Raw genomic sequence first — 19119 nt, 5'->3', positions numbered from 1 at the left:
CGCACAGGCAGCGTCGGTGGAACGGTCAGCGTGCGGAATCCGGCCAGCGCATGATCCATCTCGGGCTAGGATCGACGGATGACGGTGCCGCAGCCACCCGAGCCGATTCCCGGGGCTCGGCTGCTCTTCTCCCTCGATCCCTCCGTCAGTCATCTCAACCACGGCTCGTTCGGCGCCGTACCGATCGCCGTGCAACGCGCCCAGCAGCGCCTGCGCGACGAGATGGAGGCCAACCCGCTGCGGTTCTTCACGCAGGGCCTGGTCGACCGGATCGCCCACGCCCGGCGGCACCTGGCCGCGTTCCTCGGCGCCGACCCGGACGGCACCACGCTCGTCGGCAACGCCACCGCGGGGGCGGCCGTGGTGTTGCAGTCGCTGGCGCTGCGCCCCGGCGACGAGATCGTGACCACCGACCACGGATACGGCGCGGTGGCGCTGTCGGTCGCCCGGGAGTGCGCCCGCACCGGAGCGGTGTCCCGCACCCTGCCGGTGCCGCTGACCGCCACCGACGAGGAGGTGGTCGAGATCGTCCGCGACGGGCTGCGCCCCGGGCGTACCAAGCTGCTGATCGTCGACCAGCTCACCTCGCCGACCGCCCGGCTGTTCCCCACCGCGGCGATCGTCGCGGTGGCCCGGGAGCGGGGCGTGCCGGTGCTGGTGGACGCCGCCCACGCGCCGGGGATGCTGCCGGCCACCGTCGCGTCCGTCGGCGCCGACTTCTGGGTCGGCAACCTGCACAAGTGGGCGTACGCGCCGCGCGGCACCGCCGCGCTCGTGGTCGCGCCGCCGTGGCGGGAGCGCATCCAGCCGCTCGTCGTCTCATGGGAACAGGACAGCGGCTTCCCGGTCCGGGTGGAGTGGCAGGCGACACTCGACTACACCGGCTGGCTGGCCGCCCCGGTGGGCCTGTTCACGTTGCGCAGCCTCGGAGTGGACCGGGTACGCGCGCACAACGCGGCGCTGGCGGCGTACGGGCAACGGGTCGTCGGGGACGCGCTCGGTGTGGCGCCCGAGCGGCTGCCGGAGCCCGGCGGGCCGGCGGTCGCCATGCGGCTCGTGCCGCTGCCGCCCGGTGTCGCGACGACGCTGGACGCGGCCCGGGAGCTTCGGGCCCGGATCGCCGACCGGCTCTCTGCCGAGGTCTCGATCGCAGGCTGGAACGGGCGCGGTTATCTGCGGCTGTGCGGCCAGGTCTACAACACCCCCGACGAGTACGACCGGCTGGCCGTCCGGCTGCCCACGCTGCTCGCCCAGGGCTGAGCCCGCGCGCCCGCCGCTCACCGGTGCCGTCGCCGGTCACCCGGTGAGGTCGGCGGAGACGGGGTGCAGCGGCAGCAACCGCACGCGGCCGAGACCGAGCAGGGCCAGCGGATCGAGGTATTCCGCGTCGCGTCGCAGCCCCCAGTGCAGGCAGGCCACCCCGGCACAGCCGGGATGCCCGGCGAGCAGGTCGCCGACCGGCGTGCCGGCGTCCACAGGGGTACCGGCGGGGAGCCGGGCGCGGACCGGTTCGTAGGTGGTGCGCAGCCCGTCGGAGTGGCCGAGGGTCAGCACCGGCCGGCCGGCGACGGTGCCGGCGAACAGGATGATCCCGGCGCCGGCCGCCAGCACCGGCGCACCGCGCTCGGCGGCGAGGTCGACGCCCCGGTGCCCGGACAGCCAGGGCTGCGGCGGCGGGTCGAACCGCCGCACCACCCGGGGCGCACCCGGCAGCGGCCACCGGAACCGCCCACGGGGCGCAGCCCGAAGTCCCGCCCCCGAGACACCCGCCATCGGGTCACCGGCTGCCGGGACACCCGCCGCAGAACCGGAGAACGGCCCGACCACGAACGAAGAGGCGCCGGCCCAGGACGACAGCGGCCCGGCCGAGGACGACAGCGCCGCCCGGGGCGGCGCGGAGGCGCCCGGCAGGCAGGCGACGAGGACCAACACCGGCAGCACGGCCCGGCCGGCGTGAGAGATGGAGGAACGCACGCCGGACACCCTGCCGACCCGAGCACCGTCCCGCGAACCCCGCACGACCCCGCTGTGGACAACGCACCGGCTGTGGACGAGCGCCGAAATCGGGGCCGATCTGCTACGGCCCGGACGCCTATGCTGGCCGGGTGACGAAGGACTGGTACGCCTGGCACAGCGACTACGACCAGCCCGAGTCCGCACTGGCCCGGCGACTCGCCGAGGTGCGGCAGCGCGTCGCCGACGCGCTGGACGCGGCGCCGCCCGGTCCGCTGCGCGCGCTGAGTCTCTGCGCGGGTCAGGGCCGCGACCTGATCCCGGTGCTGGCCGCCCATGCCCGGGGCGGCGACGTGACCGCCCGCCTGGTCGAACTGGATCCGCGCAACGCCGACCTGGCACGCCGCGCCGCCGCCGACGCGGGGCTCACCGGCGTGGAGGTGGTGACCGGGGACGCCTCGCTGACCGACCGGTACGCCGACCTGGCCCCGGCGGATCTGGTGCTGGTGTGCGGCGTCTTCGGCAACATCGGCGACGACGACATCCGGGCCACGGTGCGGCACTGTGCCTCGCTCTGCGCCACCGGCGGCACGGTGCTGTGGACGCGGCACCGGCGCGAGCCGGACCTGGTGCCGGTCATCTGCGAGTGGTTCGCCGAGGAGGGCTTCGAGCCGGTCGCGGTGAACAGCCCGGCCGACGGTGTGGGCGTCGGCGCGCACCGCTTCACCGGCACGCCCCGCCCGCTGGCACCGGGCGCGCGGATGTTCGAGTTCGTGGGCTACGACGTGCTGGAGCGGACGGAGCAGCCATGACCACTGTGGACGACGTCAGCCGGCCCTCCCGGGTGGCCGGGCCGGACGAGGCGATCAGCGCCGAGGAGCTTCAGCTCGCCGCGCGCAACCACGGCATCCCGCTGGAGGCGTTGCGGTACGACGTGACCCCGGCGGGCCTGCACTACCTGCTCATCCACTACGACATCCCGGACGTCGACCCGGCCGCGTACGCACTGAACGTGTCCGGCGCGGTCGAGCGTCCACTGCGGCTGGACCTGGCGGCGCTGCGCGACCGGCCCCGGGTGACCCACCGGGTCACGTTGGAGTGCGCTGGTAACGGCCGGGCGCTGCTGCACCCCCGTCCGGTCAGCCAGCCCTGGCTGGTGGAGGCCGTGGGCAACGCCGAGTGGACCGGTACGCCGCTGGCCCCGCTGCTGCGCGAGGCCGGCCTGTCCGGCGACGCGGTGGACGTGGTGTTCACCGGCGCGGACCACGGGGTGGAGCGCGGCGTCGAGCAGGACTACCAGCGGGCGCTGCCGATTGCCGACGCGCTGCGCGAGGAGGTGCTCCTGGCGTACGAGATGAACGGCGCTCCGCTGCTGCCGCAGCACGGCGCGCCGCTGCGCCTGATCGTGCCCGGCTGGTACGGCATGGCGCACGTGAAGTGGCTGCGCGACATCACTGTGACGACCGAGCCGTTCGACGGCTACCAGAACGCGGTGGCTTACCGGCTGCGGCGCGACGCCGACGACCCGGGCGTACCGGTGACCCGGATCGAGCCGCGTGCGCTGGTGCGTCCGCCCGGGTTCCCGGACTTCATGTCCCGCACCCGGGTGCTGCGTCCGGGACCGTGCACTCTGGACGGCCGCGCCTGGTCCGGCCACGCGCCGGTGACCTCGGTCGAGGTGACGGTGGACGGCGGCGGGACGTGGACGCCCGCGGTCCTGGACGAGCCGGCCGGGGGCGAGTGGGCGTGGCGCGGATGGTCGGTGAGCTGGACGGCGACGCCGGGGCGGCACGTGCTCGGCGCCCGGGCGACCGACGCGTCGGGGCGTACCCAGCCGGTCGAGCAGCCGTGGAACCGGGGCGGGTTCGCGAACAACCTGGTGCAGCGGGTCGAGGTGGTCGTGCCGGCGGAGTGATCCGGGGGCGGTCAGCCGCCTGTGGTCAGCTCCCGAATCCGGAATCTGCAGGAAGCGAGATGTCGGGCTTTTCGAGCTCTTCCACATTGACGTCCTTGAACGTCATCACTCGAACATTCTTGACGAAACGGGCAGGGCGGTACATGTCCCACACCCAGGCGTCGTGCATCTCGACCTCGAAGTAGACCTCGCCGTCGGAGTTGCGCACGTGCAGGTCGACCTGGTTGGCCAGGTAGAAACGGCGCTCGGTCTCCACCACGTAGGAGAACTGGCGGACGATGTCCCGGTACTCCCGGTAGAGCTGCAGCTCCATCTCGGTCTCGTACTTTTCGAGATCTTCCGCGCTCATCGCACTCCGCCTTCCATGACCACATCTTCCCCCACCGGCGCCGGAGGTCGCGGCTGCTCGCCCAACGCCACGCCGACGGTACCCCCTGACGCGCCGCAGTGCCCCATCGGCTCGTCCGGGCGGCCGGCGAACGCGCCGGGCCCGAGACCCGGCAGCCCGGCCGCGGGCTCGGGTGGCGCCGTACCGGCGCCGTCGCCCGCCGGGCGGCGGGCGCGGGGAGGCCGACCGTCCCGTCCGGAGACGGTGGCCACGTTCACGTACGAGAAGCGGTGTTCCCGGCAGGGCCCGAGCGTGCGCAGGGCGGCGCTGTGCTCGGCGGTGATGTAGCCCTTGTGCTCGGCGAAGCCGTAGCCGGGGAACCGCCCGTCCAGTTCCACCATGATCCGGTCCCGGGTGACCTTGGCCAGCACGCTCGCCGCCGCCACACATGCGGCCACCCGGTCGCCCTTCCAGACCGCCAGGCCCGGCACGTCCAGCCCGTCGACGCCGAAGCCGTCGGTCAGCACGTACTCCGGGCGGGTGGTGAGCGAGGCGAGCGCCCGGCGCATCGCGGCGAGGTTGCACACGTGCAGCCCGCGGGCGTCCACCTCCTCGGCCGGGATGACCACCACGGCGTACGCCAGCGCCCGTGCCACCACCTCGTCGTAGACACGCTCGCGGGCTGCGGGGGTGAGCAGCTTCGAGTCGGCCAGCTCGTCGATCTCGCCGCGCCGGCCCTCGGGCAGGATCGCGGCGGCGGCCACGAGCGGCCCGGCGCAGGCGCCTCGACCGGCCTCGTCGGCGCCCGCCACGTGCCGGAAGCCGCGCCGTTGCAGGGCCCGCTCCAGCGCGTAGAGGCCCCCGTCGCGGCGCACCACGGTGCGCGGCGGGGTCAGCATGCGCCGCCTCCCGTCAGCACGGCGCCGAGCCGGCCGGGCAGGTCCGGCGGGTAGTAGCGCTCCGCGGAGGCGGCCAGCTCGGCGACCGGCCACCAGCGGTGCCCGTGCACGCTCGCCCGTTCGACGTCGTTGAAGCCGGCCGTGTCGACCTCCCAGCCCGTCACCCGGACCAGGTAGAACTGCTGATCCTGGCGGTACCAGACGCCGTCGAACGGGAACTCGACGGTCTCCGACCAGACCGGCGCGCCCAGCTCGGCCGGAGCCAGCCGCAGGCCGGTCTCCTCGGCCAGCTCCCGGGCGGCGCCGTCGGCCGGGGACTCCCCCGGGTCGAGCCCGCCGCCGGGGGTGAACCAGTAGCGGTGACCCGGCCGGGCCGGATCACTGCCCTGGAAGAGCAGCACCCGGTCGGACGCGTCGACCAGCAGCACCCGGGCCGCGCGACGAGGGGTGTAGACGGTCACCGCACCAGCCTGCCAGACGCCTGCGACGAACGACCACGCCGTCCCGCCGCCGAGGCGGGACCGGCGTGCCGGCGCGTGGCGCGGGCCTGCTCAGGGATTGGGGATCCCGTCGAACTGCTCGGGGACGCTGAGCCAGGTCGCGCGGCTGACCGGCCAGAAGATGGTGAAGGCCCGGCCGACGACCTCGCCCTCGGGGATGGTGGCGACGTCGATGTCCTCGCCCGACTGCTGCCAGTGCTCCAGCGAGTCGCCGGACGCCTCCCGGTGGTCACCCATGACCCACAGGCGCCCCTTCGGCACCGTGACGTCGAAGTCCTGGTCGGCGGGCTTGTTGCCGGGGAAGATGAACGGCTCGTCGATCGGCTTGCCGTTGATGACCAGCCGCTCCTGACCACCGGTGCGGTCGCAGCAGACCACGTGATCGCCGCCGACGCCGATCACCCGCTTGATGAAGTCCTCGCCGTCGGGGTTGCCGCTCCACTCGGTGGGCGCCTTGAAGACGATCACCTCGCCCCGGTGCGGCGAGCGGAAGTCGTAGACCAGCTTGTTGACAAGCACCCGATCGTCGATCTTGAGGGTGTTCTCCATGGACGGCGACGGGATGAAGAAGGTCTGCAGCACGAAGGCACGCACCAGCACCGCGACCAGGATCGCCACGCCCAGGAGGATGGGCAGCTCCTTCCAGAAGGAGCTGCGGGGCTTCTCGGTCTGCTCGTCGATCACGGGAGGAGCCTACGTCGCCGGGTACGGCGCGGTCGCCCCGAACCCGCCAGAACGGTGAGCGTCGCCGCGACCGGGAGGATCAGGACGACGCCGCCGACCGGGTCGGGATCCACCGGCACCGGCCCCGCGGGCGCGGCATCCGCGCGGGGCACGCTGGTGAACGTCTCCGGTACGGGCAGACTGGTCCACCGCTGCGACGGCCAGACGATCATGAAGGCGCGGCCGACCACGTTCTCGATCGGCACCGGCCCCTGACATCGGGCGTCCTGCGAGACCAGCCGGTGGTCACCCATCACGAAGATCTGCCCCGGCGGCACCACCACCTCGGTGAACTGCCGGGACCGGCACTCCTTGGGATTGGGCGGCAGCTCGACCGGGGAGTCCTCGGAAACGTACGCCTGCTCGTCCAGCGGCACCCCGTTGACCACCACCCGGCCGTCGTCGCAGCACCAGATCTTGTCGCCGGGCACGCCGATGACGCGCTTGATGAAGTCCTTCTCGCCGGGGCGGCTGACGCCCACCAGGTCGCCGAGCGTACGGCCGACCCGGCCGGCGAAGTTGGCCGGCGGCGCGGGCGCCTCCTGGGCGACCCAACGGTCGGTGCCCCGGAACACCACGACCTCGCCGCGGACCGGGTCGCGGACGTCGTAGACGACCTTGTTGACGAGCACCCGGTCGCCGACGAGCAGCGTGTTCTCCATCGACCCGGAGGGGATGAAGAACGCCTGGAGCAGGAACGTACGGATCAGCACGGCGAGGCAGAACGCCACGATCAGCAGCAGCGGCAACTCCTGCCAGAGCGGCATCTGGCGGCGGCCACGGCGGGCCCGCCGGCGCCAGGGATCGACGGCACCGTCCTCGTCAACCATCTGCACCATGCCACTCTCCGGTCCGCGGAAACGACACTACCGCCCGGGAGTCCCCTCGGAGACCCCACGGGCGGTAGTGGACCGTTTCGCACCGTCCGGCTGCGCCCGTACCGACCAGGGTAGTGCGATCTGGTCGATACGACATCCGCGCAGCTCGGGCGGCGTGGCGAACGAGAATCAGTTCGCCGGCTGCTTCTCCCGCAGCTCCTTGATCTTGGCCTTCTTGCCCCGCAGCTCGCGCAGGTAGTAGAGCTTGGCGCGACGCACGTCACCGCGGGTCACGACCTCGATCCGGTCGATGCCGGGGCCGTTGAGCGGGTAGGTCCGCTCCACGCCGACGCCGAAGCTGACCTTGCGGACCGAGAAGGTCTCGCGCAGACCGTCACCCTGGCGGCGGATGACGACGCCCTGGAAGATCTGGACCCGGGACCGGGCGCCCTCGACGACTCGCGCGTGCACCTTGACGGTGTCACCGGCACGGAAGTCGGGCAGGTCGGTACGCTTCGACTGGGCGTCAAGGGCGTCCAGGATGTTCATCGCTGCGTCCTCGTGAGGCTCACGGCGCATCGTCAGTCGATGCGCGAACGGGTGATTCTGACCCCCGGGTGGTGACCGGCGAGGCCGGCCCCGGTCGAGGGTCCTCGCAACCGCCCACGGCGTGGACGGATGCGGCAACCCCTCTACTTTGCCACATGCCCCGGTGGCGAGGAAAATCCGCCCCGGTCCAGCGTCGCCCGGTCCCGCTTGTCGAGCGTCTCCGGGTTCAGCGCGCCGATCATGTCGGGGCGCCGGGCGGCGGTCCGCAGCAGCGACTCGTCCCGCCGCCAGCGGTCGATCCGGGCGTGGTCGCCGGAGCGCAGCACCTCGGGCACGTCCAGCCCGCGCCAGCTCGCCGGCTTGGTGTAGAGGGGGGCCTCCAGCAGCCCGTGCGCGTGCGACTCCTCGTCCAGCGACCCGGCGTTGCCGAGCACACCGGGCAGCAGCCGGGTGACCGCCTCGAGGATCACCAGCACGGCCACCTCGCCGCCGAACAGCACGTAGTCGCCGAGGGAGACCTCGGTCACCGGCATCCGGGTCGCGGCGTGGTCCAGCACCCGCTGGTCGATGCCCTCGTACCGGCCGCAGGCGAACAGCAGGTGCGACTCGGCGGCCAGCTCGTGCGCCAGGGCCTGGGTGAACGGGACGCCCGCGGGCGACGGCACGAGCAGCCGGGGCAGCGTGTGCCCGTCCGGGCTCAGCTCACCGGGCGCCAGCGCGTCCAGCGCCTCACCCCACGGCTCCGGACGCATGACCATGCCCGGACCGCCGCCGTAGGGCGTGTCGTCGACGGTGCGGTGCACGTCGTGGGTCCAGGTCCGCAGATCGTGTACGGCCAGCCGCAGCGTGCCGTTCGCCCGGGCCTTGCCGATGAGCGACAGGTCGAGCGGGGCGAAGTACTCGGGGAAGATCGACACGATGTCGACGCGCATGCGGTGGCTCCAGCCGGAGGTCGAGAGCTAGAGGTCGAGCAGGCCGCCGGGCAGGTCGACGACGACGCGACCGCCGGCCAGATCCACCTCGGGCACGATCGCCTTGACGAACGGGACCAGCGCGGCACGCCCCTCGGGGCGCCGCAGCACCAGCATGTCGGACGCGGGCGCGTGGTCGATGCGGGTGACCTCGCCCACGTGCTCCCCGTCCCGGGTGACCACGGTGAGCCCGACCAGCTGGTGGTCGTGGAACTCCTCCGGGTCCTCCGGCGGGGCGACGTCGGCGCTGTCCACGCCGAGCAGCGTGTTGCGCAGCGCCTCGGCGACGTCCCGGCCCAGTACGCCCTCGAAGACGACGAGCAGGCGCCCCTGGTGCCAGCGGGCCGACTCGACGGTGAGCGTCGGCGGCACCCGCCAGGCGCCGGGCTCCGACGGGGTGACCCCCGGCTCGGTGGTCAACACCGAACCGGGGGCGAACCGTGCTTCGGGCTCGTCGGTACGCACCTCCACGGTGACCTCACCGCGGATGCCGTGCGGCTTACCGATCCGGCCTACGACGAGAAGCATCAGTACGAGTCGACGATGTCGACGCGTACCCCACGCCCGCCGATGGAGCCGATCACCTGGCGCAGCGCCTTGGCGGTCCGGCCGGACCGCCCGATCACCGTGCCGAGGTCCTCGGGGTGCACGCGGACTTCGAGGCGCTTGCCCCGACGCGAGTCGACCATGCGCACCCGGACGTCGTCCGGGTGGTCGACGATCCCCTTGACCAGGTGCTCCAGGGCGGGACGCAGCGCCATGTCAGGCCTGCTCGCCGGACTCGGCACCGGTCTGCTCCTCGGCCTTCGGCGCCTCGGCCTCCGGCTTGGCGGCCTCCGGCTTCGCGGCCTTCTTGGCCGGCTTGGCCGGGGTGTCCGCCACGCCGGCGGCGGCCTTCGCCTCGGCCTCGTACGCCGCCTTGCGGTCGGCCCGCTCGGGGGCGACCTTCAGCGGCGGCGGGGCCGGCAGGCCCTTGAACTTCTGCCAGTCACCGGTCAGCTCCAGCAGGCGCTGCACGGCCTCGCTCGGCTGAGCGCCGACCGACAGCCAGTACTGGACCCGCTCCGACTTGACCTCGATCACCGAAGGGTCTTCCTTCGGCTGGTACACACCGACGAACTCGATCGCGCGACCGTCACGCTTGGTGCGCGAGTCGGCGATGACGATGCGGTACTGCGGGTTGCGGATCTTGCCCATCCGCAGGAGCCGGATCTTTACGGCCACAGTTGTTTCGCTCCTGTTGCGATCTCACCGGCCCGTACGGGCGGTGTGGCGGGTGAGCGCCGACCGGCACAGTGGGGTTTGGGCCGGAGACTGCTCGGTGAACTGGCGACGCGCCCGGGTTAGAGGGCGCCGGACGCGCGCCGGATACCAGCGGTCCATTCTGCCAGATGCGGCCCGGAACTCTCACACCGGACCCGGACATCACGCCCGGGGCGGGTCGGGCCGTGACGGAGGACACCGGTTCAGCGCACCGGCGGGCGGTCCCAGCCCGGGGGGAGTTCGTCCGGTACGTCCCATTCCGCAGGTGGGACGAAGTCGCACCAGGTGCCGTCGAACGGGAACTCGCCCGCCTCGGCGATCCGGATCACCCGCTCGCCCTCGGCGCGTACCGCCTTCTCGTCGGCCACCCAGTAGTGCTCCGGGAACGCCAGCCGCTCGGCGAACTCGTCCTCGTCCTTCCACTCCCAGCTCAGGTCCGGGTACACCACCACGTCGAGATCCTGGTCGACCATGTCGACGCCGGCCACCGCGCCGTCGTCCCAGCGGACGCCGGGCTCCTCCAGGTTGACGTACCAGTTCTTGAAGCGGCCCGCCGCGTCGCGGAACCACCAGACCGAGTGGGCCGCGCCCGTGGGCAGGAACTTCAGCACCGGCGGCCCGTTCCACAGCCCCTGCGCGAGCCGGTAGGACGACGTCACCCACTCGGCGAACGGCACGGCCCGCATGCCCAGGCCGGCGGCCGTCACCTCATGGGCGACGGGCGCTGTCCGCGCCACCCAGAGCAGCAGGCCGCGCTCGTCGTCGGAGACCACGCGGGCCGACCGGACCCAGCCGATCCGGCCGTGCCGCACGTTCCGGTGCAGGATCAGCCGGCCCGGCGCGAACCGGCCGGAAGGATCGCCGGGCCGCACCTCAGTACGCGCGGGCGAGGATCGCCACCAGTTCGGGCTCGTCCTCCGAGTCCGGCACCGAGCCGTCGGCGCGCACCAGGCAGCGGACCGTCACGCCCTGGCCGTTCGCCTCGGCCTCGCCCTCGACGCCGACCGCCGACCAGGGCACCCGCGCCCAGCCGGTGGCGGACGCCTCGATCGCCTCGGCCAGCGTCGACACCTCGACGGTGCGGGACCGGCGGAACTCCAGCGCCTGGTCGTGCAGCGCCCGCTGGTCTGCCTCCAGCGCGGCCAGTACCGCGCCGACCACGTCGGCGACGGGCGTCGGGGCCTTCGAGCCGTCCGTACGCCGGACCACCACGGCGTTGCCGGCGGCCAGGTCACGCGGGCCGACCTCGACGCGCACCGGGTAGCCGCGCAGCTCGGCGTCGACGGCACGGCGACCGAACGCGGTGTCGGTCCGGTCGTCCAGCGCCACCCGGACCCCGGCGTCGCGCAGCGCGTCACAGAGCTTCTGTGCCGCCTCGCCGACACCCTCGCCGTCCTTGACGATCATCACGTACGCCTGGACGGGCGCCAGCTTCGGCGGCACCCGCAGCCCGTTGTCGTCGCCGTGGCACATGATCAGGCCGCCGAGCATCCGGGTGGAGGTGCCCCAGGAGGTGGTCCACGCGTGCTCCCGGCCGCCCTCGGCCGAGGAGTAGCTGATGTCGAACGCCTTGGCGAAGTTCTGGCCCAGCTCGTGGCTGGTGCCCAGCTGGAGCGCCTTGCCGTCGCCCATCATGCCCTCGCACGTGTACGTGGCGGTGGCGCCGGCGAAGCGCTCCCGGGCGGTCTTCAGGCCGACCACCACCGGGATGCCGAGCACGTTGACCATCAGGTCCTCGTACGCCTCGTGCAGGATCCGCCGGGCGTAGGCCCGGGCGTCGGACCGGGTGGCGTGCGCGGTGTGCCCCTCCTGCCAGAGGAACTCGCTGGTCCGCAGGAAGATCCGCGGGCGCAGCTCCCACCGGACCACGTTGGCCCACTGGTTGAGCAGCAGCGGCAGGTCGCGGTACGAGTCGATCCACTTGGCCATGAACTCGCCGATGACCGTCTCGCTCGTGGGGCGGACCACCACCGGCTCGGCGAGCTGCTTGCCGCCACCGTGGGTGACCACTGCCAGCTCGGGCGAGAAGCCCTCGACGTGCTCGGCCTCCCGCTTGAGGTAGCTCTCCGGGATGAACAGCGGGAAGTACGCGTTCTCCGCGCCGGCCGCCTTGATCCGGGCGTCCATCTCGGCCTGCATCCGCTCCCAGATGGCGTAGCCGGCCGGTCGGATCACCATGGTCCCCCGGACCGGGCCGTTGTCGGCCAGCTTCGCCTTGGCGATCAGGTCCTGGTACCAGCGGGGAAAGTCCTCCGCACGGGGAGTGAGCACGCGTGCCATGACCGCACATCCTATGCGTCCCGTGACGGGTCGCCGCAGCCGGGCGCGCCCGCACTACCATCTGCCGTCATGCTCTCCCCCAGCCCCGACCCGGCGCCGGCGCTGGCCCCGCTCGCCGCCCGATGGGTGGCCTGGGTGGCCGCCCACCGCCAGCCGGTCAACCCGCTCAAGGACACGACCGGCCGGCACGGCGGGCGCCACCAGCCCGACGACGTGTGGTTCCTCGCCGGCACGCAGGGCGGCGGGGTCGCCCGGCGTTGCGTGGTACCGGCGGGTCGCCCCCTGTTCTTCCCGGCGATCTGCTGCTGGCGGGTCGGCCGCCGGGACGGCCCGGTCGCGCCGATGTCCGACGCCGGCGGGCACGCCGAACTGGACGGGGTCACGGTGCCGGTACGGCCGGCGGGCTCCCCCGCCTCGTTCCCGGTACGGGGGTTCTTCAACAACGTCGTCACCGCGTGGCCGTGGCCGGTGCACGTCTCCTGCTGGGGCCTGTGGGGTCTGGTGCCGCCACCCGCGCGGGGGACGCACCACCTGACCTTCGGCGGCCACGACGGCGGAACGTTCCGGGTCGAGGCGGAGTACGAACTCGAGGTGCGCTGACGAGCGCCCGTAGACTTCGATCACCATGCCTAAGCCGAGGAACGTCACACCGGTGCGCGAGTCGATCGTCGACGCCGCCCGCTCGCTGACCGTCACGACCGGCTGGGCCCGGCTCCGGATGGGCGCCGTCGCGAGCGCGGCCGGAGTGAGCCGGCAGACGGTCTACAACGAGTTCGGCACCAAGGCGGGCCTGGGCGAGGCGCTGGCCCGGCACGAGGTGGACCGGTTCGTCGGCCAGGTCCGGTCCGCGCTCGACGAACACGACTCGGACGTACGCGCGGCCGCGTACGCCGCGATCCACCGCACCCTCGCCTCGGCGGCCGAGAACCCGCTGGTCCGGGCGGTGCTGACCAGCACCCGGGGCGGCTCGGAGGAGTTGCTGCCGTACCTGACCACCCGGTCCGAGCTGGTGCTCGCCGAGGCCGCGGCGGCGCTGCTGGAGTGGACCGGTGAACGCCTGCCCGACGCCGATCCGGCGGCGCTGGCGTTCGCGGCGGACAGCGTCGTACGCCTGGTGGTGAGCCACATCGTGCTGCCGGGCGGCCCGGTCGACGAGACCGCCGACCGGCTGGCCGCCCTGGCCGTGCGCCTGTTCCTGACGGCGGCGACGACGCGCTAGGCCGGCTGCCGACGACGGCCGGTCAGCGGACGACCCGGCCGCGCAGCACGATCCGGCTGGGCGCCCGGACCACGCGCAGGTCACGGCGCGGATCCTCGGGGTAGACCACCAGGTCGGCGAGGCCGCCCTCGACCAGGCCGGGGAAGCCGAGCCACTCGCGGGCCCGCCAGGAGGCGGCGGCGAGCACGTCGAACGCGGACATCCCGGCCTGCTCGTGCAGCAGGAGCATCTCCTCGGCCGCGAGCCCGTGGTCGATGCCGCCACCGGCGTCGGTGCCGACGTAGATCGGCACGCCCGCCTCGTGCGCGGCGCGCACCACCTCGGGGAAGCGGTCGCGCAGCGCGAGCATGTGGTCGGCGTACCCGGGAAACTTGGGCCGGGCCTGCTCCGCGATGTGGCCGAAGGTCTTGATGTTGATCATCGTAGGGACGAGCGCGGTGCCCTGCCGGGCCATCAGGTCGATCAGGTCGAGGCTCAGCCCGGTGCCGTGCTCCACCGAGTCCACCCCGGCCCGCACCATGATCTCCACGGCCGACTCGGAGAACGTGTGCACCGCCGCGCGTACCCCGGCCGCGTGCGCTGCGGCGACCGCCGCGGTCATGGTGTCCTCGTCCCAGGCCGGTGCCAGGTCGCCCACACCGCGATCGATCCAGTCGCCGACCAGCTTGACCCAGCCGTTGCCGGCCGCGGCCTGCGCGGCGACGGTCTCAGCCACCTCCGCCGCCCCGACCTCCACGCCGATGTCGCGCAGGTAGCGCTTGGGCGGCGCGACGTGCCGGCCCGCGCGGGCCAGTCGCGGCAGGTCCGGCTCGTCCTCCAGTTCGGGGTACGGGTACGGCGAACCGGCGTCGCGGATCGCCAGCACGCCCGCGTCCCGGTCGATCCGGGCCAGCTCCCGGGCCTGGTCGAGCGAGGTGATCGGGCTGCCGCCGCGGGCGATGCCGATGTGGCAGTGCGCGTCGGTCAGGCCGGGAAGGACGAAGCCGCCGTCGGCCACCGTCTCGGCGCCGGGCACCGGTTCGAAGGTGACCCGGTCGCCGACCAGCCAGACGTCCCGGACCTCGTCGTCGGGAAGGAACACACCGCGCACGTGCAGAGCCATGTGCACAGTCCTACCCGATCAGTCCTCCTCGCCGGCGAGCAGGTCGTTGCGGCGCGCGGTCAGCGCCGGCAGATCGACCGAGACCTTCCAGGGCCGCTCGGTGACGAACAGGTCCTCGGTGTGTGCCAGTTGCTCGTACTCGCGGGCGGCGCCGTCGAGCGTGTACTCGGTGAGTGCGATCCGCTCGTGCTGCGGATCCACCACCCAGTAGGAGCGGACCCCGGAGCGGGCGTAGACCTTCGCCTTGTCGTACAGGTCGCGGAAGTGCGACGTCGGCGAGACGACCTCGACGGCGAGCAGCGCGTCCTCGACCGGGACCGGCGACCGGGCGGCGTGCTTGCGCCGGATCACCACCACGTCCGGGCGCGGCTCGTTGCGGCGGTCGACCCGCATGGACAGGTCGATGCTCACCAGGAACTCCGGCGGGCAGTTGACCTCAAGCGCGAGCAGGAGACGGACACACAGATCCTGGTGCAGGGCGGTAGGCGACGGCACGATCAACCTTCCGTTGATCAGTTCGTACGGAAGGTCCTTGGGCAGCTCGCCCAGGTCGTCCACCGTCCACTCCTGCCGCTCCGGCAGGATCGGGGCCGCGGTCATTGACATCTCCTTCCAGGGGCGACATCACCCTGAGAGACAGCGATGTCGCCCACCGTCACCGACACGCTAGCGCGGGCCCTTGTCGCCGCCCTTGCCCAGCTTGTTGAAGTCGATCTTCGGGAGCTTGAAGCCCGGCGGCAGGCCCTGCCCACCGGCCAGGTCACCCGGGTCCAGGCCCGGCGGGAGCTGCGGCATGCCGCCCGGGAAGCCGCCCGGCATCCCGGCGCCGGTACGCGGCCGCCCGCCACCCTTGGTGCCCTTGCGCTTGTTCTTCGGCGACTTGGTCGCCTTGCGCCGGCCGCCGCCGGGCAGGCCCATCATGCCGCCCATCTGCTTCATCATCTTCTGCGCGTCGGCGAAGCGGTTGAGCAGCTGGTTGACGTCCATGACGGTGACGCCGGAGCCGCCCGCGATCCGGGCCCGGCGGGAGCCGTTGATGATCTTCGGGTTGGTGCGCTCGGCCGGGGTCATCGACCGGATGATCGCGGTGACCCGGTCGAAGTGCTTGTCGTCCAGCTCGGCGAGCTGGTCCTTCATCTGCCCCATGCCCGGCATCATGGCCAGCACGTTGGCGATCGGACCCATCCGCCGGACCGCGATGAGCTGATCGAGGAAGTCCTCCAGCGTGAAGGTCTCCCCGCCCATCAGCTTGGCGGTCATCTTCTCCTTCTGATCGGAGTCGAAGGCCGCCTCGGCCTGCTCGATCAGGGTGAGGACGTCGCCCATGCCGAGGATCCGGCTGGCCATCCGGTCGGGGTGGAAGACGTCGAAGTCCTCCAGCTTCTCGCCGGTGGAGGCGAACAGGATCGGCTGGCCGGTGACCTGGCGGACGGAGAGCGCGGCGCCACCGCGGGCGTCGCCGTCGAGCTTGGACAGCACCACGCCGGTGATGCCCACGCCGTCGCGGAACGCCTCGGCGGTGCGCACGGCGTCCTGACCGACCATCGCGTCGATGACGAAGATGACCTCGTCGGGCTGGACCGCGTCGCGGATGTTCGCGGCCTGCTGCATCATCTCGGTGTCGATACCGAGCCGGCCGGCGGTGTCGACGATGACGATGTCCCGGGCGGCGCGGCGGGCGTGCTCGATCGAGTCGCGGGCCACCTGCACCGGGTCGCCGACGCCGTTGCCGGGCGCCGGGGCGTACACCTCGACGCCGGCCCGGCCACCGAGCACCTGGAGCTGCCCGACGGCGTTGGGACGCTGGAGGTCGGCGGCGACGAGCAGCGGCTGGTGGCCCTGGCTCTTGAGCCAGCGGGCCAGCTTGCCGGCGAGCGTCGTCTTGCCGGAGCCCTGGAGGCCGGCCAGCATGATCACCGTCGGCGGGTTCTTGGCGAACTGGAGCCGCCGCCCCTCGCCGCCGAGGACGTTGATCAGCTCCTCGTTGACGATCTTGACGATCTGCTGCGCCGGGTTGAGCGCCTGGGAGACCTCGGCGCTCCGCGCCCGCTCCTTGACGTTCGCGATGAAGCCCTTGACCACCGGCAGGGCGACGTCGGCCTCCAGCAACGCCATCCGGATCTCGCGCGCGGTGGCGTCGATGTCGGCGTCGGTGAGCCGGCCCTTGCCGCGGAGCTTGGTGAAGATCCCGGACAGGCGGTCACTCAAGGTGTCAAACACGCGAACATCCCGTTTGTCGTTTTCGGCGGGCACATGCTGCCGGGCCGGTGGTCCAGCCCACCGTTAGGGTAGCCCGCCGCCCACCCGCCCGCTCCGGCCCGGCGGCTCGTTCCGCTACACGGCGGCGAGCACGGCGGCCTCGATCCGGGCCCGTTCCTCGTCCGAGGGCCAGCCGCCGACCAGGTAGAACGCGTCCACCACGTCACCGCCGAGCGTCGAGATCCGGGCCGCCCGCACCTGGGCGCCCGCGTCGTCCAGCGCGCAGGTGACCCGGTACAGCAGCCCGGCCGCGTCGGCCGCCCGCAGCTCCAGCAGAACCGCGTCGGTGGCCGCCTCCCGGTGCCAGACCACCCGCGGCGCGGCGCCCTGGCTGCGCGCGGCCAGGGCCCGCCCGCGCAGCCGCTGGATGACCGAGACGTCGCCGCCGACCGCGCGGCGCAGGTCGGCGCTGAGCGCGATCGGCTCCGGGGCCAGCCCGTAGCGCGGCTGCACCCGGCACTCGACCAGGGCCCGGCCGTCGACGGTGGCGGCGTCCGCGGAGATCACCTCCAGGCGGTGCAGCGCCAGGCAGCCGGCGACAGTGGCGAGCAGCCCTCGCCGGTCCGCCGCGGCCACCGACACCCGGTCCTCACCCAGGTGTACGACCGGCAGCGGCCCGGCCACGAGCGCCGGGTCCGGAGCCGGCGGGGCGGGCACCACGCCCGTGTCCAGCGTGGTACGCACCCGGCTCACCAGCTCGGCGATCAGCCGGCCCTTCCAGCCGGACCAGGCGGCCGGACCGGTGGCGGCGGCGTCGGCGCGGACCAGGGCGTGCAGCAGTTCCAGCGTGCCGGTGTCACCGACGCGCTCGGCGACCCCGGCGATGGTCTTCGGGTCGGACAGGTCGCGCCGGGTGGCCACGTCGGGCAGCAGCAGGTGCAGCCGGACCAGTGTGCCGATGAGCGCCGCCTCGGCCGGCGGTAGCCCGATCCGGGCGGCGACCGCCTCGGCCAGCGGCGCGCCCACTGTCGAATGGTCGCCGGGTAGCCCTTTGCCGATGTCGTGCAGGAACGCGCCGAGCAGCAGCAGGTCCGGCCGTTCCACGTCGCGGGTGTGCCGGCTCGCCTCGTACGCGGTCTGCACCAGATGCCGGTCGAGCGTGAACCGGTGCACCGGGTTGTGCTGGGGCAGGCTGCGCATCCGCGTCCACTCGGGCAGCCAGCGGTCGATCAGCCCGTACCTGTCGCAGGTCTCCCAGGCGGGCACCAGGCCGGAACCGGCGCCGAGCAGGGTGATCAGCGCGGCGCGGGCCGCCGGCGGCCAGGGCGCGGGCAGCGGCGGGCAGTACGCGGCAAGCCACTCGCAGGTGGCCCGCGCGATCGGCAGCCGGGTGGCGGCGGCAGCGGCGGCCACGCGCAGCGACAGGCTCGGGTCGGGGCGGGCCCCGATGGCGGTGCGGGCGAGCACCAGCTCCCCGTCCTGCTCCACCACGTCCCGGGCGACCGGGCGGCGCAGCGGACGGCCGGGTGCGGCGCGGTGCCGGCCGGAGCGGAGCCGGTCGGCGGCCCGCCAGGCGTCGTCGAGGGCGTGGCTCACCGTGCGGGCGTCGCCGGCCACCAGCCGCAGCAGCGCATCGCCGTCCTCGGCGCCGAGCAGGCGCGCCACGCCGTCGCGTTCCTGGGCGACCAGGCGGTCGACCCGTCGGCCCACCTGCTGGTGCAGCGCGTCGCGGGTGTCCAGCAGCCGCCGGTGTGCCGCGTGCACGGCCGGGCGGAGCGCGTCGGTGACCCCGGCGGTGGCGATGGCGCGCAGGATGCCCACGTCGCGCAGCCCGCCGGCCGCCTCCTTGAGGTCGCCTTCGAGCAGGAAGGCCAGTTCGCCGTGCGCCTCCCAGCGGGCGGCGGTGATCTCGCGCAGGCCGGGGAGCTGGCGGATCGCGGTCCGCCGCCAGTGGTCGGTGGCGGTACGGGAGAGCTGGTCGGTGAGCGCCGGGTCGCCCGCCACGTGCCGGGCGTCGAGCAGGCCGAGGGCGACCTTGACGTCGTCCTGGGCCACCGACAGCGCCTCGGCGACGGTGCGCACCGAGTGGTCCAGCCGCAGCCCGGCGTCCCAGATCGGATACCAGAGCGACGCGGCCAGCTCGTCGATGCCGGGCACCCCCGCGTGCAGCAGCACCAGGTCGAGGTCGCCGTAGGGGGCGCACTGGCGGCGGCCCAGCCCGCCCACCGCGACGAGCGCGACCCCGTCCCGCTCCGGGAAGGCCCGGCACAGCCAGGCGTCGAGCGCGTCGGCTCGCGCGGACCGGGCCGCCACGCCGATGCCCCCGGGTACGCCGACGACCCCGTTGACCACCGCCGCCTGACCCTCGGAAGGGCCGGTGGCAGTGGTCAACGAGGTCAT

Annotated in this window: 22 protein-coding genes; 5 read left to right on the top strand and 17 right to left on the bottom strand. The window is 73.4% G+C overall.

What is annotated here, in order from left to right; all coding sequences use genetic code 11:
* The first annotated feature begins 78 nt into the window (after positions 1 to 78).
* A complete protein-coding gene (locus GA0070562_RS11310) occupies positions 79 to 1260 on the top strand; it encodes an aminotransferase class V-fold PLP-dependent enzyme (RefSeq protein WP_091419603.1) in 1182 nt (393 codons plus the stop codon).
* Between the two features lie 36 nt (positions 1261 to 1296).
* Here the strand turns inward: GA0070562_RS11310 and GA0070562_RS11305 are convergent, their stop codons facing one another.
* Complete coding sequence (locus tag GA0070562_RS11305) at positions 1297 to 1974, bottom strand: murein hydrolase activator EnvC family protein (RefSeq protein ID WP_372443360.1); 678 nt, start codon at positions 1972 to 1974, stop codon at positions 1297 to 1299.
* Between the two features lie 131 nt (positions 1975 to 2105).
* Here GA0070562_RS11305 and GA0070562_RS11300 point away from each other — a divergent pair, with 131 nt between their 5' ends.
* Together GA0070562_RS11300 and GA0070562_RS11295 are read left to right on the top strand one after the other, a co-directional pair.
* On the top strand, positions 2106 to 2765 hold the full coding sequence (locus GA0070562_RS11300; RefSeq protein ID WP_091419602.1) for a methyltransferase: 660 nt from the start codon (positions 2106 to 2108) through the stop codon (positions 2763 to 2765).
* Entirely contained in the window at positions 2762 to 3868 is a 1107-nt protein-coding gene (locus GA0070562_RS11295; RefSeq protein WP_091419599.1) for a sulfite oxidase, read from the top strand. The genes GA0070562_RS11300 and GA0070562_RS11295 overlap by 4 nt, the downstream gene beginning before the upstream one ends.
* Positions 3869 to 3893: 25 nt before the next feature.
* Here GA0070562_RS11295 and GA0070562_RS11290 read toward each other — a convergent pair whose 3' ends face one another.
* The 12 genes from GA0070562_RS11290 to proS form a co-directional block, all read right to left on the bottom strand.
* Positions 3894 to 4217, bottom strand: a complete 324-nt coding sequence (locus GA0070562_RS11290; protein ID WP_011905215.1) for a DUF2469 domain-containing protein — start codon at positions 4215 to 4217, stop codon at positions 3894 to 3896.
* Complete coding sequence (locus GA0070562_RS11285; protein ID WP_091419597.1) at positions 4214 to 5095, bottom strand: ribonuclease HII; 882 nt, start codon at positions 5093 to 5095, stop codon at positions 4214 to 4216. Before GA0070562_RS11285 ends, GA0070562_RS11290 begins: the two co-directional genes overlap by 4 nt.
* A complete protein-coding gene (locus GA0070562_RS11280) occupies positions 5089 to 5556 on the bottom strand; it encodes an NUDIX hydrolase (RefSeq protein WP_091419594.1) in 468 nt (155 codons plus the stop codon). The genes GA0070562_RS11285 and GA0070562_RS11280 overlap by 7 nt, the downstream gene beginning before the upstream one ends.
* A 90-nt stretch (positions 5557 to 5646) precedes the next feature.
* A complete protein-coding gene (gene lepB, locus GA0070562_RS11275) occupies positions 5647 to 6279 on the bottom strand; it encodes a signal peptidase I (protein WP_091419591.1) in 633 nt (210 codons plus the stop codon).
* Positions 6276 to 7157 carry a signal peptidase I gene (gene lepB, locus GA0070562_RS11270; RefSeq protein ID WP_091419588.1) on the bottom strand — a complete coding sequence of 294 codons (882 nt, stop codon included), beginning with the start codon at positions 7155 to 7157 and terminating at the stop codon, positions 6276 to 6278. Before lepB (GA0070562_RS11270) ends, lepB (GA0070562_RS11275) begins: the two co-directional genes overlap by 4 nt.
* 168 nt (positions 7158 to 7325) lie before the next feature.
* A complete protein-coding gene (rplS, locus tag GA0070562_RS11265; protein ID WP_091419585.1) occupies positions 7326 to 7685 on the bottom strand; it encodes a 50S ribosomal protein L19 in 360 nt (119 codons plus the stop codon).
* A 143-nt stretch (positions 7686 to 7828) separates the two neighbouring features.
* A complete protein-coding gene (trmD, locus tag GA0070562_RS11260) occupies positions 7829 to 8617 on the bottom strand; it encodes a tRNA (guanosine(37)-N1)-methyltransferase TrmD (RefSeq protein ID WP_091419583.1) in 789 nt (262 codons plus the stop codon).
* A 27-nt stretch (positions 8618 to 8644) separates the two neighbouring features.
* Positions 8645 to 9184: a ribosome maturation factor RimM gene (gene rimM / locus GA0070562_RS11255; protein WP_091419580.1), complete on the bottom strand. Its 540-nt coding sequence runs from the start codon at positions 9182 to 9184 to the stop codon at positions 8645 to 8647.
* A complete protein-coding gene (locus GA0070562_RS11250; protein WP_030500803.1) occupies positions 9184 to 9444 on the bottom strand; it encodes an RNA-binding protein in 261 nt (86 codons plus the stop codon). The genes rimM and GA0070562_RS11250 overlap by 1 nt, the downstream gene beginning before the upstream one ends.
* Entirely contained in the window at positions 9419 to 9880 is a 462-nt protein-coding gene (gene rpsP, locus GA0070562_RS11245) for a 30S ribosomal protein S16 (RefSeq protein WP_091419578.1), read from the bottom strand. The genes GA0070562_RS11250 and rpsP overlap by 26 nt, the downstream gene beginning before the upstream one ends.
* 242 nt (positions 9881 to 10122) lie before the next feature.
* Complete coding sequence (locus GA0070562_RS11240) at positions 10123 to 10791, bottom strand: ribonuclease FAU-1 family protein (RefSeq protein WP_091419575.1); 669 nt, start codon at positions 10789 to 10791, stop codon at positions 10123 to 10125.
* A 1-nt stretch (position 10792) separates the two neighbouring features.
* Positions 10793 to 12199, bottom strand: coding sequence for a proline--tRNA ligase (gene proS, locus GA0070562_RS11235; protein WP_091419573.1), 1407 nt, complete (start codon positions 12197 to 12199; stop codon positions 10793 to 10795).
* 69 nt (positions 12200 to 12268) lie between these two features.
* On the opposite strand from proS, the gene GA0070562_RS11230 reads away from it, so the two are divergent.
* Entirely contained in the window at positions 12269 to 12799 is a 531-nt protein-coding gene (locus GA0070562_RS11230) for a hypothetical protein (RefSeq protein ID WP_091419570.1), read from the top strand.
* 25 nt (positions 12800 to 12824) lie between these two features.
* Positions 12825 to 13418 carry a TetR/AcrR family transcriptional regulator gene (locus GA0070562_RS11225; protein ID WP_091419567.1) on the top strand — a complete coding sequence of 198 codons (594 nt, stop codon included), beginning with the start codon at positions 12825 to 12827 and terminating at the stop codon, positions 13416 to 13418.
* Between the two features lie 22 nt (positions 13419 to 13440).
* Here GA0070562_RS11225 and GA0070562_RS11220 read toward each other — a convergent pair whose 3' ends face one another.
* The 4 genes from GA0070562_RS11220 to GA0070562_RS11205 form a co-directional block, all read right to left on the bottom strand.
* Positions 13441 to 14520 carry an amidohydrolase family protein gene (locus GA0070562_RS11220; protein WP_091419565.1) on the bottom strand — a complete coding sequence of 360 codons (1080 nt, stop codon included), beginning with the start codon at positions 14518 to 14520 and terminating at the stop codon, positions 13441 to 13443.
* Between the two features lie 18 nt (positions 14521 to 14538).
* On the bottom strand, positions 14539 to 15120 hold the full coding sequence (locus GA0070562_RS11215; protein WP_091419562.1) for a Uma2 family endonuclease: 582 nt from the start codon (positions 15118 to 15120) through the stop codon (positions 14539 to 14541).
* Between the two features lie 66 nt (positions 15121 to 15186).
* Positions 15187 to 16740: a signal recognition particle protein gene (gene ffh / locus GA0070562_RS11210; protein WP_091419559.1), complete on the bottom strand. Its 1554-nt coding sequence runs from the start codon at positions 16738 to 16740 to the stop codon at positions 15187 to 15189.
* Positions 16741 to 16854: 114 nt separating this feature from the next.
* Positions 16855 to 19119, bottom strand: a complete 2265-nt coding sequence (locus GA0070562_RS11205; RefSeq protein WP_091419556.1) for a [protein-PII] uridylyltransferase — start codon at positions 19117 to 19119, stop codon at positions 16855 to 16857.

The sequence above is a fragment of the Micromonospora tulbaghiae genome, assembly GCF_900091605.1.
Taxonomy (GTDB): domain Bacteria; phylum Actinomycetota; class Actinomycetes; order Mycobacteriales; family Micromonosporaceae; genus Micromonospora; species Micromonospora tulbaghiae.
This window is presented reverse-complemented; position numbering and strand designations above follow the sequence as displayed.